Source organism: Paraburkholderia sp. GAS448, from assembly GCF_050435685.1.
Taxonomy (GTDB): domain Bacteria; phylum Pseudomonadota; class Gammaproteobacteria; order Burkholderiales; family Burkholderiaceae; genus Paraburkholderia.
Genome location: NZ_JBNDKT010000013.1, coordinates 98,439 through 111,341 on the forward strand (window position 1 = coordinate 98,439; position 12,903 = coordinate 111,341).

Here is a 12,903-nt window from a genome sequence, read left to right on the forward strand (position 1 = left end):
AGCTGTCCAGACACCTGAGCGCATGCCCGCCCCGCCGCAAGTCGCGGCAACTTTATGAGGGGAGGGCGTCTAAGCATTAGAATAGGCGCCAGATAGGCGTGTCAGAAAAACCGCAATTATAAGTTGGAACCGGAAGGCTTCCGGCAAGGGTGCGACGCGAGGACCAGTAGAGACTCCGCAGAGAGGCCCCGTTTTTTCCCGGTCAAATTTTTCCATTGCACGCAAGTGAGCGAACTCATGATCTCCAAATCGATTTTCAAGGCGTATGACATCCGCGGCGTGATCGGCAAGACGCTGGACGCCGACACCGCCCGCTCGATCGGCCGTGCGTTCGGCAGCGAAGTGCGTGCGCAGGGCGGCGATGCGGTCGTCGTGGCCCGTGACGGCCGTCTGTCAGGCCCTGAGCTCATTGCCGCGCTCTCCGACGGTCTCCGCGCAGCAGGCGTGGACGTCGTCAACGTCGGCATGGTGCCGACGCCGGTCGGCTACTTTGCCGCGAGCGTGCCGCTCAAGCTCGCAGGCGGCGAGCGCCGCGTGGATTCGTGCATCGTCGTCACCGGCAGCCACAATCCGCCCGACTACAACGGCTTCAAGATGGTCCTGCGCGGCGCGGCCATTTATGGCGACCAGATTCTGGCACTGCATCAGCGCATCGTCGACGAGAACTTCAGCGAAGGCAGCGGCAGCTACACCGACTACGACATCGCGGACGCGTATCTTGACCGCATCGTCAGCGACATCAAGCTGGCCCGGCCGCTGAAGATCGTCGTCGATACCGGCAACGGCGTGGCAGGCGGTCTTGCTCCGCGTCTTTTCAGGAAGCTCGGCTGCGAACTCGTGGAACTGTTCACGGAGATCGACGGTACCTTCCCGAATCACCACCCGGACCCGGCCCACCCGGAAAACCTGCAGGACGTGATCCGCGCCCTGAAGGAAACCGATGCCGAAATCGGTTTCGCCTTCGATGGCGACGGCGATCGTCTCGGCGTCGTCACGAAAGACGGCCAGATCATCTATCCGGACCGTCAGCTGATGCTGTTTGCCGAAGAAGTGTTGTCCCGCAATAAGGGCGCGCAGATCATCTATGACGTGAAGTGCACGCGCAATCTCGCGAAATGGGTGCGTGAAAAGGGCGGCGAGCCGCTGATGTGGAAGACCGGCCACTCGCTCGTGAAGGCGAAACTGCGCGAAACCGGCGCGCCGCTCGCGGGCGAAATGAGCGGTCACGTGTTCTTCAAGGACCGCTGGTATGGCTTCGACGATGGCCTGTACACGGGGGCGCGTCTGCTCGAAATCCTCGCGCGCGTGGCCGATCCGAGCAAGCTGCTGAACAGCCTGCCGAATTCGCATTCCACGCCGGAGCTGCAACTGAAGCTGGAAGAGGGCGAAAACTTCGAACTCATCGCCCGCATGCAGAAGAACGCGAAGTTCACCGGCGCCGACGATGTCGTGACGATCGACGGCCTGCGCGTCGAGTATCCGGATGGGTTTGGTCTTGCGCGCTCGTCGAACACGACGCCGGTGGTCGTGATGCGCTTCGAGGCCGATAATGACGCCGCGCTTGCGCGCATTCAGGAAGACTTCCGGCGCGTGATCCTCGCCGAGAAGGCCGACGCAAAACTGCCGTTCTAGGCGGCAGACAACGGTCAGACGCGCGGCATGCCGGGCGGGTTGCACCTCGCCCGTGATGACACCGCCGTCGGACGCGGCGCATGGCTCGTGCCATCGCGCCGCGTTTTTTCGTGTCGTGTCCGGGTTAATGAGCGTGTTTCCCGACCCGCCGCGATAGAATTGCGCTCCTGTTCATGCCTCTTCGAGCCGCTTTGCCGGCATTTTCCACTTGAGCGTACAAAAGATACTGATCGTGAGGGTGTCGTCGCTAGGCGACGTCGTCCACAACATGCCCGTGATTGCCGATATCCGCCGCCGGCATCCCGATGCGCAGATCGACTGGCTCGTCGAAGAAAGCTTCATCGACCTGGTGGAACTGGTCGACGGTGTGCGCCGGGCCATCCCGTTTTCGCTGCGCCGCTGGCGCAAGCGGTTGTTTTCGCCGGAGAACTGGCGCGAAATCAGCGCGTTTCGCCGTGCGCTCGTCGCCGAGAAGTACGATCTGGTGATCGACTGCCAGGGGCTCATCAAGACCGCGTGGGTCGCGAGTTGGGCGCGCGGGCCGCTCGTCGGTCTCGCGAACCGTACGGACGGCGCGGGCTTCGAATGGCCGGTGCGCTTTTTCTATGGCCGGCGCGTGCCGATTCCGCCGCGCACGCATGTCGTCGAACGGACGCGCCAGCTGGTCGCGGGTGCGCTCGGCGAACCCATGCCGCAGCCTACCGACGATATCGACTTCGGCCTCGACACGCGCCGCGCGTCGCTGGCGCTGTCCGCGCTCGGGCTGAATCTTCCCGTGCCTTACGTGGTGTTTGTGCACGCCACGTCGCGGGCGGACAAGCAGTGGCCGGATACCGCGTGGATCGAACTGGGCCAGTCGCTGGTGCGGCGTGGCGCGTCGATCGTTCTGCCGTGGGGCAGCGACGCCGAACGCGAGACCAGCGAGAGGCTCGCGCGTGAATTCGGCGCCGCGGCGATCGTGCCGCCGCGGCTGTCGTTGCCGGCTGTGGTCGGGCTGATCGATGGGGCCGCTGCGACCGTTGGCGTTGACACAGGTCTTGTCCACATCGCGGCGGCGCTGAAGCGGCCGACGGTCGAGTTGTACAATTTCGCCACCGCGTGGCGCACCGGCGGTTACTGGTCGCCGAATGTCGTCAATCTCGGCACGGCCGGCAAGCCGCCGACGCTGCAAGAGGTGAAGTCCACGCTGGCCGGGTTCGGCCTGCTGTAACGGGCGCGGCGGTTGCCGCTGTGCGCGGCCGCTGTCATCGCTGCACTGCGTTTCAAGGCGCGCCGCGTGAAATGGGCGAACACGAGCGACCGCTCGTTGCCCGCCACACGTGGAAGGCGCCGCACTTGAAGCGCGCCGCGCAGATGCGAGGCCGCCGCGTCAAACAACACGCTACGCTCAACCCGCTTCAAAGGGCGACCATGAACGAATCACAGATCATCGAAGTCGCAACCGCCGACTGGCACGGCGGCAACCTGTCCGTCCCGCGCGAGACGCTGATCGCCGGCGTCGAACGCGGCAAGGTGCTGTATTTCCCGAACCTGCGCTTTGCGATCGAAGGCGGCGAGCAGGCGCTGCTCGACCCTGCGCTGGCCGATCCGAAACGCAAGAACATCAGCCTCGAGCCGAATGGCGGCGCGCTTCACGGCGTACTGGGCGATGCGGTGACGCAATCGGCCGTGCGGGCGTTGATCGCGCGTTATCAGACGAACGCGCGCACGCTCGTCGACGGGCTTTTTCCCGAGTACGACGGCAAGCTGCGCGTCGCGCCCACGAGCCTGCGCCTGCATCGGGTCGAAACGCGTCAGACGTCGTGGCGTAAGGACGACAGCCGTCTGCACGTCGACGCGTTTCCGTCGCGTCCGAACTACGGCGAGCGCATTTTGCGCGTCTTCACGAACGTGAACCCGCATGGCGCGCCGCGTGTGTGGCGCGTCGGCGAACCGTTCGAAGACATGGCGAAGCGTTTCCTGCCGAAGATCAAGCCGCAGGCGCCTGGTTCCGCATGGCTCCTGAACCTGCTGCATGTGACCAAGTCGCGGCGCAGCGAGTACGACCATCTGATGCTGAACCTGCACGACGGCATGAAAGCCGACCTCGACTACCAGAAGGCGAGCCCGCAGGAGACCATGCCGTTTCCGCCTGGCAGCGTCTGGGTCTGTTTCTCCGACCAGACGGCGCACGCGGTCATGTCCGGTCAGTTCATGCTGGAGCAGACGTTCTTCCTGCCGGTCAAGGCCATGGCGCAGCCCGAGTGCGCGCCGCTGGGCATCCTCGAACGCCTGAAGGGCAGGGCGCTGGTTTGAGCGCGGCCCGTTTTGCACCGTATGGCGTGCTTCGCCTCCACCCGGGGGCTGAATGCTGAGAGTCATCTATAACGCGCTCTGGTGGATCATTGCGCCTCTCGCCGTGCTGCGGCTTCTGATCCGTTCGCGTCGCGAGCGCGGTTATCGCGAGCATATCGGCGAACGCTTCGGCCGTACACGCGGCCGTCTGCCGGAGGACGGCACCCCGCTCATCTGGGTGCACGCGGTATCGGTCGGCGAGACGCGCGCGGCACAGCCGCTGATCGAAGCGCTAATGCAGGCGCGGCCCGATGCCCGCATCCTGCTCACGCACATGACGCCGAGCGGCCGCGCGACGGGCGAGGAGATCTTCGGCGACCGTGTGTTGCGCAGCTATCTGCCGTACGACATGCCGCATGCGGTGCGGCGCTTTCTGCGTGCGTGGCGGCCGTCGTTGGGTATCGTGATGGAAACCGAAGTGTGGCCGACACTCATCGACGAATGCCGTCGCGCCGACGTGCCGCTCGTGCTGACCAATGCGCGGATGTCGCAGCGTTCGTACCGTCGTGCCGCGAAGTTCGGCGGCGGGACGCGCGAAGTGTTCGGCGGCTTTGCCCGCGTGCTGGCGCAGAGTCCGTCCGACGCGGAGCGTCTGACCGCGCTTGGCGCGCGCAATGTCGCGGTGCTGGGTAACCTCAAGTTCGATATGAGCACGCCGCCTGAACTCGCGGCGCGCGGCCATGCCTGGCGCGCGGCCATCGGCTCGCGTCCGGTCTGGGTGGCTGCGAGCACGCGCGAAGGCGAGGAAGCGCTCGTGTTGCAGGCATTCGCCGCGCTCAATGTCGAGGATGCGCTGTTGATTCTCGTGCCCCGGCATCCGCAGCGTTTCAACGAAGTCGCTTCACTGGTGAATAAGGCCGGTCTGCGTCTTATGCGGCGCTCGAAGTGGACGCCGGCAGGCGCCGCGGCTTCCGGGCAGACGATCGATCCGTTGCCGCGCGATGTCACCGTGCTGCTTGGCGATTCGATGGGTGAGCTGGGCGCGTATTACGCCGCGTCGGATCTGGCGTTCATCGGCGGCAGCCTGTTGCCGCTTGGTGGCCAGAACCTGATCGAAGCGTGTGCGGTAGGTGTACCCGTGCTGATCGGGCCGCACGTGTTCAACTTCACGCAGGCGACCGCCGATGCGGTGGCCGCGGGCGCGGCGGTGCAGGTGCAGGATCCAGCCGATCTCGCTCGCGTGCTGGGTGAACTCTTCGAAGACAGGTCGCGCCGCATCGCGATGAGCGGCGCTGCGTCGGCATTTGCCGCGCGCCATCGCGGCGCGACGGCCAGAACCGTCGATGTGTTGACGACGCTGCTGCCGCAGGAATGAACGTCGTCGGGTTGCTGCAACGGCCTAGACCGTCAGCAACCCTTTCTTCTCGATGAAGGCGATGACATCGGCGAGTCCATCGAGCGCTTTCAGGTTGCACATCACGAAGGGCCGTTCGCCGCGCATCTTCTTCGCGTCCGATGCCATCACGTCCAGATTCGCGCCAACCATCGGCGCGAGATCCGTCTTGTTGATCACGAGCAGGTCCGACTTCGTGATGCCAGGCCCGCCCTTGCGCGGAATCTTCTCGCCGCCCGCCACGTCGATCACGTAGATCGTCAGGTCCGACAGCTCCGGGCTGAAGGTGGCCGCGAGGTTGTCGCCTCCCGATTCGATGAACACGATGTCGGCATCGGGAAAGCGCGTCAGCATGCGGTCGACGGCCTCCAGGTTGATCGACGCGTCTTCCCGGATAGCCGTATGCGGACAACCGCCCGTTTCGACGCCCATGATCCGCTCGGCCGGCAACGCGCCGGCGACCGTCAACAGGCGCTGGTCTTCTTTCGTATAGATGTCGTTGGTGATCGCGACGAGGTCGTAGCGATCGCGCATCGCCTTGCAGAGCATTTCGAGCAGGGTCGTCTTGCCGGAGCCGACCGGGCCGCCTACGCCCACGCGCAGCGGCGGCAGTTTCTTCGTACGTTTGATGCTGTGGTGGTGAGGTGCGTTCATGGTGGTGGAGCTTATGAGCGAAAGAGCCGTGAATACTGCGACTCGTGACGCGCCGATAGAATGCCGAGCTGCGGCGCGAAGGTGTTGATGTCCTGTGGCGGCGTGGCGAGCGCGCGCGCTACCGCTTCGTCGATGCGCTCGCGCAGGGCGACGATGATGCGCTGGCCGGCAAGCTGCCCGAGCGGCACGGCTTTCAGCGCGGCGGCCGCCTGGTTTTCGACCCAGCTGAACGCGTAGGCGGCGAGGGCGGCCTCTTCCGCCACGTCGTGCGCACAGGCGGCAAACGCGAACGCCGTCGGTTGCGCGACCGGCGTCATCGAAGCGAGCGTCGCGCGCCTGTCGGCGTCGCCCCATTCGAGCGATGTGCACAGCTGTCGCAACGACCAGCCCATCTGCCCCGTCTCGCGTCGCAGTTCGGCGGATTCGCGGCTCGCGAGGAATTCGACGTTGCCGTCTACGAGTGCGTCGACGTCGTGCGCGCGCCAGCGCCCGATCTGATGCGCGAGAAACGGCAGCTCAGCGCGAGCGAGCACGTTCGTGAGACCGCTCGCGATCCATTCACGGGCGCCGTGCGCATCGGTGATGAGCTGCGCTTCGATCGCCGCTTCGAGTCCCTGCGAATAGCTGAACGCGCCAATCGGCAGGGCCGGCGACGCCAGATGCAGCAGCGCAGTGAGTTCAGCGATGCGCATGGTGATGATGCGTGTGGCCGCAGGACGGATCGCAGTCGTCGTGATCGTGGGCGTGGTCGTGCTTGTGCTCGTGCGGGTGACCATGTGCATGCGAATGCCCATGGTCGGGGTCATGATCGTGCGAATGCCCGTGCCCGTGATGTTCGTCGAACACCTGCTGCGCGATCGCGTAATCTTCGGCGAACGTTTCGTCGTGGCCGTGTTTATGGCCGCCGCCGTATGCCCCGGTTTCCGGCTGGAACGGCATCGACACCTGATCCACTATCGCGCCGAGGCGCTTCAACATATCCGCGAGCACCGGATCGAATTCGAGCTTCAGATAGTCGTCGCCCACTTCGACGGGCGTATGACGATTGCCGAGGTGATACGCCGCGCGCGTGAGCGTCAACCGGTCGGGAGCACGTACGTACAGCACGTCTTCCGCGGCGGCCATCACGCGCACCAGTCCGCCATCCTGCGCAACGAGTATGTCGCCATCGCGCAGCACCGTGCCGCGCGGCAACAGCAATGCCACCTCTTCGCCGTTATCGAGTGTCGCCGCCAGACGGCTTTTGCAGCGTGCATCGAACGCGAGCGTCAGCGTCGGCGCGCGCTTCACCAGCACGGCAGCGAGCTTGATGTGCGGGTCGATGCGTTTGTCGATCGTGCGCATGTCAGAAAAGGAAATAGCGTTGTGCCATCGGCAGCACGGTGGCGGGTTCGCAGGTCAGCAACTGGCCGTCCGCGACAACTTCATACGTTTCGGGGTCGACCGTGATCGAAGGCCGCCACGCGTTGTGGATCATATCCGCCTTCGAGATGTTGCGGCAGTTCTTCACCGCAACGATACGCTTGCTGAGGCCATAGCGCTCGGCAATGCCTGCGTCGGCGGCCATCTGCGACACGAAAGTCAGCGACGTGCGTCCCAATGCGCCGCCACGCGTCGCGAACATGTCGCGATAGTGGACCGGCTGCGGCGTTGGAATCGACGCGTTCGGGTCCCCCATCTGCGCCATCGCGATCATGCCGCCCTTCAGAATCAGCGACGGCTTGATGCCGAAGAACGCCGGTTCCCAGAACACCAGATCGGCCCACTTGCCCGGTTCGATCGAACCGACTTCATGCGAGATGCCGTGCGTGATGGCCGGATTGATCGTGTACTTCGCGACATAACGCTTGGCGCGGAAGTTATCGTTGCGGCCGGTATCTTCCGGCAGCGCGCCACGCTGCACCTTCATCTTGTGCGCCGTCTGCCAGGTGCGGATGATCACTTCGCCGACCCGCCCCATCGCCTGTGAATCCGACGACAGCATCGACAGCGCGCCGAGGTCGTGCAGGATGTCTTCGGCGGCGATCGTCTCGCGGCGGATCCGCGATTCGGCAAACGCGATGTCTTCCGCAATCGACGGATCCAGGTGATGGCACACCATCAGCATGTCGAGGTGCTCTTCGAGCGTGTTGACCGTGTACGGGCGCGTCGGATTGGTCGACGACGGCAGCACGTTCGCTTCGCCGCAGACCTTGATGATGTCGGGCGCGTGGCCGCCGCCCGCGCCTTCGGTGTGATACGTGTGAATCGTGCGGCCCTTGAATGCCGCGACCGTCGCTTCGACGAAACCGGCTTCGTTCAGTGTATCGGTGTGGATCGCGACCTGGGTGTCGGTATCGTCGGCGACCGACAGGCAGTTGTCGATGGCAGCCGGCGTCGTGCCCCAGTCTTCGTGCAGCTTCAGACCGATCGCACCGGCAGCGATCTGTTCGGTGGCCGGCGCCGGCTGGCTCACGTTGCCCTTGCCGAGAAAGCCGAGATTCATCGGATAGCCGTCGGCGGCCTGCAGCATCCGTTCGAGATGCCAGGGCCCGGGCGTGCAGGTCGTTGCATTGGTGCCGGTCGCCGGACCGGTGCCGCCGCCGAGCATCGTCGTGACGCCGCTCGCGAGCGCTTCGTCGATCTGCTGCGGGCTGATGAAGTGAATGTGCGTATCGATGCCGCCCGCGGTGACGATCAACCCTTCGCCGGCGATTACTTCGGTGGCCGCGCCGATCGCAATCGTCACGCCTGGCTGGATGTCCGGATTGCCGGCCTTGCCGATCGCGGCGATACGGCCGTTCTTGATGCCGATATCGGCCTTGACGATGCCCCAGTGATCGAGGATCACGGCGTTCGTCACGACCGTGTCGACGACATCAGCCGCGACGCGTTGCGACTGACCCATGCCGTCGCGGATCACCTTGCCGCCGCCGAATTTCACTTCTTCGCCGTAGATCGTGAAGTCGCGCTCGACTTCGATCAGCAGTTCGGTATCGGCGAGGCGGACGCGGTCGCCGGTCGTGGGGCCGAACATTTCCGCGTATGCGCGGCGGCCAATGCGTAGTGTCATGGATGTGGATCCGGAAAGTATCGGTGCGGTGATCAACTCAAGGCGTGGTGCCTCAGAGCTTGCCCATCACCTTGCCGTTGAAACCGAAGACGACCCGCTCGCCCGCCAGTTCGACCAGTTCGACGGTGCGTTCCTGGCCGGGCTCGAAGCGCACGGCGGTGCCGGCCGCGATATTGAGGCGAAAACCGCGCGCTTTTTCACGATCAAACGACAAGGCCGGATTGACTTCATAGAAGTGATAGTGCGAGCCGATCTGCACGGGGCGGTCGCCTGTGTTCGACACCGTCACCGTGATCGTGGTGCGGCCTGCGTTCAGTTCGTGTTCGCCGTCGTCGATAAGCAGTTCGCCGGGGATCATGCGTGCTCCTTCACGGAATCGGATGATGGACGGTCACGAGCTTCGTGCCGTCCGGGAAGGTGGCTTCGACCTGGATATCGGGAATCATCTCGGGCACGCCTTCCATGACGTCGTCGCGCGTGAGGAGCGTGGTGCCGTAGTGCATGACTTCGGCGACCGTCTTGCCGTCGCGCGCCGCTTCCATGAGCGCTGCCGAAATGAACGCGACGGCCTCCGGATAGTTCAGTTTCAGGCCGCGTGCGCGGCGCCGCTCAGCGAGCAGCGCGGCGGTGAAGATCAGGAGCTTGTCCTTTTCGCGAGGTGTCAGCTTCATCGGATGGGTACGTAAGCGAGCCCGCACGATGGCGCGGGCTCTGGTGGTCGGTCAGTGGTTGTTCTTCGCCATGGTTGCTGCAACGTTCTGGAGTGCGACGTGGCAACGACAACGACATGCCGCACAGTAACGCGCAACGGCGCAACTTAACAAGCTGAACTCACGCGCGGCTTACAGATCGGCGGGCAGGGGCGCGCCAAACCACTTCTTCGACATCGTGTTGAGCGTGCCGTCCTGCTTCGCGGTCGCGATGGCTGCGTCGACCTTTTGCTGCAGTCGCGCTTCACCCTTGTTGAGGCCGACGAAGCACGGCGAATTCTTGATGACGAACTTCGGCTCCGGGCGGCGTGGCGGATTTTTCGCGAGGATCGCGGCGGCGACGATGTTGCCCGCCGCGATCAGTTGCACCTGACCGGACAGGAACGCCGCGATGGTCGCGTTGTTGTCCTCGAAGCGCTTGATGGTGGCGTTCGGCGCCATCTGCGTGAGCGCGAGTTCCTCGAGCGCGCCGCGCGTCGCGCCGACGGTCTTGCCGGTGAGGTCCGCCGGCCCGCCCACCTTGATGTCGGCGGGACCGAAGACGCCCTGATAGTACGGCGCGTAGGCCGTCGAGAAGTCGATGACCTTCTCGCGCTCCGGCGTCTTGCCGAGCGACGAGATCACGAGATCCACCTTGTTCGTCTGCAGATACGGAATGCGGTTTGCGCTGTTGACCGGCACGAGTTCGAGCTTCACGTTCATCGCCTTCGCGAGCATCGTGGCGGCGTCGATGTCGTAGCCCTGCGGTTTCATGTCAGGGCCGACCGAGCCGAACGGCGGATAGTCCTCCGGCACCGCGACCTTCAGCACGCCGGCTTTGGCGATGTTATCGAGCGCGTCGGCGTGTGCGGCGGTTGCGGTGAAGGCGAGCGCGGGCGAGACGAGGAGCGCCGCGACCCACGCACGACGCGTGCGACGGACGATCGGATGGGCGAATTTGTTTTTCATGGGCGTGTAGGTCGGACGGGCCGGTCGGCTGCCGTCGAGAGTGCGGCAGCATCGAGGCGCCATACGGAGCAAGCCGTGTGCCATGACGGTGCAGCAAGCGCGTGCGATGAGCGGCGCCCGCAGGTGCACTACGGTTGGGCGTGTTGTGTGCGTTGCATGCGCGAAGTTGGTGCGTTTGATGGTGAGGGTTTTGCTGCGCTGCCAGTTTCGCGTCGCGTGGCGCGAAAGATCAGGGGGTGTTGAGCGCGGCTATTTGCAGAACCGCGGACGGCGCGAAGGCTGGTGACCGCGACTACCGAAACGCCTGCCACGCGGCGCCAGCGCCTTAACCGTCCTGCCTCAGGTGGTCCAGATGCGTAGAGGCGCGGCATCGACGCCATGAACCACCGGGCGCAACTGGAACCAGCAGTCCGTCAGTGCGCGTTGCAGCGTTTCCATCGACCGGGACACTGCGCGCACGAGCAGCACGCCTTCGCATACGCAGGATGCTGCGGCGCGCAACGCATCGTCGAAAGGCAGTTGCGCGCTGAGCGATTCTGCGAGCGCGTCGTTGCAGGCGGGGCCGACGGCCCATAGCGTGCCGTACGCCGGGAAACCGGCGAGGCCTTGTGGCGAATCGCGCAGCGGATCGTTCGCGGTGAGTTGGGCGCGTTCCAGCCAGAGCGGCTGGCCATCGGCCCCGACGATGCGCGACACCGCGCGCAGCGTGCCTGCCGACCAGCGCTCACCGGCGGCCTGACGGCCAAGCTGCGTTGCATCCCAGCCGAGCGCGGTAGCGCCTTCGGCTAGCGTCAGCGTGAAGTCCAGATCGGCGTGCGCATGATCGAACACAATGTTGTTCTGCGGCAGCCAGTCGAGTTTTGCGCGTGCGCCGACGCGGATATCGATGTGCTGCCGGGCTACGCGTCCGTTCGACTTGTACCACTTGGTGGCGCCCGGCGTGGTAAGCACGGCATGCGTGCCGGGATCGAGCGAGATATCGATATCGAGCCGGTCACCGCCGGCGACGCCGCCAGGCGGATGCACGATCACCGCATGACAGATTGCCTGGCCTTCGGGGTAGAGCGGCCGTTGCACGCGCAACGGACCGTCATGCCGGCGATGCGTGAGCGTCGTGCGTTCGCCGTGCAGCGCGAAGCCGAGTTCGAGCCTTGCGCGCCACTCCCGGTGTGCGACGGGCTGCGCGGTGGCGAGTGCGGCGTGGTTTTCGTGAAGCGACATGCGTGATGGTTCGAGAGTGCAGCCGCGCGGCAATGCATCAGGACGGCTTGAGCCGACGAGCATAGCATGCCGGTTGATGCCAGTTTATGCGTGACTTACACGGCGATGAGATGGCGGACGCCGTCTGAATCCATGTTTGCGCCTTCGCCGCCCGCGACGATTTCACCGCGGCTCATGACCCAGTAGCGGTCGGCGATGGCCTTGGCGAAATCGTAATACTGTTCGACGAGCAGCACCGTGAGGCCCATTTCCTCGACGAGCTGACGCAGGGTGCGCCCGATGTCCTGAATGATCGATGGCTGGATGCCTTCGGTGGGTTCATCGAGGATCAGGAGTTGCGGATCGCTCATCAACGCGCGGCCGATGGCCAGTTGTTGTTGCTGCCCACCGGACAGGTCGCCGCCGCGGCGGGCGCGCATGTCTTTGAGGACCGGAAAGAGCTCATAGATCCTGTCGGGGATTTTTGAAGGGGCTTTTTTGCTGGCGGCGCCGACCAGAAGGTTTTCTTCGACGGTCAAGCGCGGGAAGATGTCGCGGCCTTGAGGCACATAGGCGAGACCTTGCGCTACGCGCGCGTACGTTGGGAGTTTTGTTAGCGGCGTGCCGCGCCAGGCGATCGAACCGCTCTTTGCGTGTACCGTGCCCATCAGGCATCTCAAGAGCGTAGTCTTGCCTACGCCATTGCGGCCCAGCAGGACGGTTAGTTTGCCGTCCGGCACGGTTAGTTTTACATCCCGGAGGATGTGGCTGCCGCCGTAGTACTGGTTTAGGGCTTCTACTTCTAGCATTTTTGGCTTGGGCCTCAGGTCAGGGTTTGGTTTTGTTTTTCTTTTGTTTGCTGCCGTCGTCGCGGTTCCTTGTTTTGCTTTTGGTTTATTAGCGTCGCCCCTGTGCGGGGCGGCACCTACTTTTCTTTGTCTTGCCAAAGAAAAGTAGGCAAAAGAAAGGCGCCGAAAGCGCGTCTTGTCTCGATGTGTCGCTAGCCGGGAACGGCAACCCATGAAATGTCGCCCTCGCAA

The 12,903-nt window shown here is 64.4% G+C and carries 13 protein-coding genes; 4 read left to right on the forward strand and 9 right to left on the reverse strand.

What is annotated here, in order from left to right; translation table 11 throughout:
- The first annotated feature begins 237 nt into the window (after positions 1–237).
- The 4 genes from P3T23_RS23395 (at position 238) to waaA (ending at position 5,281) form a co-directional block, all read left to right on the forward strand.
- On the forward strand, positions 238–1,632 hold the full coding sequence (locus P3T23_RS23395) for a phosphomannomutase/phosphoglucomutase (protein WP_429318500.1): 1,395 nt from the start codon (positions 238–240) through the stop codon (positions 1,630–1,632).
- 208 nt (positions 1,633–1,840) lie between these two features.
- On the forward strand, positions 1,841–2,842 hold the full coding sequence (gene waaC / locus P3T23_RS23400; protein WP_429318501.1) for a lipopolysaccharide heptosyltransferase I: 1,002 nt from the start codon (positions 1,841–1,843) through the stop codon (positions 2,840–2,842).
- A 200-nt stretch (positions 2,843–3,042) separates the two neighbouring features.
- Positions 3,043–3,927 (forward strand): Kdo hydroxylase family protein, encoded by an 885-nt coding sequence (locus P3T23_RS23405; RefSeq protein ID WP_429318502.1) that lies wholly within the window; start codon positions 3,043–3,045, stop codon positions 3,925–3,927.
- Positions 3,928–3,979: 52 nt separating this feature from the next.
- Positions 3,980–5,281 (forward strand): lipid IV(A) 3-deoxy-D-manno-octulosonic acid transferase, encoded by a 1,302-nt coding sequence (gene waaA / locus P3T23_RS23410; RefSeq protein ID WP_429318503.1) that lies wholly within the window; start codon positions 3,980–3,982, stop codon positions 5,279–5,281.
- A gap of 24 nt (positions 5,282–5,305) precedes the next feature.
- On the opposite strand, the gene ureG is transcribed toward waaA, so the two are convergent.
- The 9 genes from ureG to urtE all read right to left on the reverse strand — a co-directional run bounded on the left by ureG (position 5,306) and on the right by urtE (position 12,672).
- Positions 5,306–5,953 (reverse strand): urease accessory protein UreG, encoded by a 648-nt coding sequence (ureG, locus tag P3T23_RS23415; RefSeq protein ID WP_429318504.1) that lies wholly within the window; start codon positions 5,951–5,953, stop codon positions 5,306–5,308.
- Between the two features lie 11 nt (positions 5,954–5,964).
- On the reverse strand, positions 5,965–6,645 hold the full coding sequence (locus P3T23_RS23420) for an urease accessory protein UreF (protein WP_429318505.1): 681 nt from the start codon (positions 6,643–6,645) through the stop codon (positions 5,965–5,967).
- Positions 6,632–7,297, reverse strand: coding sequence for an urease accessory protein UreE (ureE, locus tag P3T23_RS23425; protein ID WP_429318506.1), 666 nt, complete (start codon positions 7,295–7,297; stop codon positions 6,632–6,634). The genes P3T23_RS23420 and ureE overlap by 14 nt, the downstream gene beginning before the upstream one ends.
- Position 7,298: 1 nt before the next feature.
- On the reverse strand, positions 7,299–9,005 hold the full coding sequence (gene ureC, locus P3T23_RS23430) for an urease subunit alpha (RefSeq protein WP_429318507.1): 1,707 nt from the start codon (positions 9,003–9,005) through the stop codon (positions 7,299–7,301).
- Between the two features lie 52 nt (positions 9,006–9,057).
- Entirely contained in the window at positions 9,058–9,363 is a 306-nt protein-coding gene (locus P3T23_RS23435; RefSeq protein WP_429318508.1) for an urease subunit beta, read from the reverse strand.
- 10 nt (positions 9,364–9,373) lie between these two features.
- Positions 9,374–9,676 (reverse strand): urease subunit gamma, encoded by a 303-nt coding sequence (gene ureA, locus P3T23_RS23440; RefSeq protein WP_017773123.1) that lies wholly within the window; start codon positions 9,674–9,676, stop codon positions 9,374–9,376.
- A gap of 171 nt (positions 9,677–9,847) precedes the next feature.
- Positions 9,848–10,663, reverse strand: coding sequence for a transporter substrate-binding domain-containing protein (locus P3T23_RS23445; RefSeq protein WP_429318509.1), 816 nt, complete (start codon positions 10,661–10,663; stop codon positions 9,848–9,850).
- A 339-nt stretch (positions 10,664–11,002) separates the two neighbouring features.
- Positions 11,003–11,884, reverse strand: coding sequence for an urease accessory protein UreD (locus tag P3T23_RS23450; protein ID WP_429318510.1), 882 nt, complete (start codon positions 11,882–11,884; stop codon positions 11,003–11,005).
- A 95-nt stretch (positions 11,885–11,979) separates the two neighbouring features.
- Positions 11,980–12,672, reverse strand: coding sequence for an urea ABC transporter ATP-binding subunit UrtE (gene urtE / locus P3T23_RS23455; protein WP_429318511.1), 693 nt, complete (start codon positions 12,670–12,672; stop codon positions 11,980–11,982).
- Between the last annotated feature and the right edge of the window lie 231 nt (positions 12,673–12,903).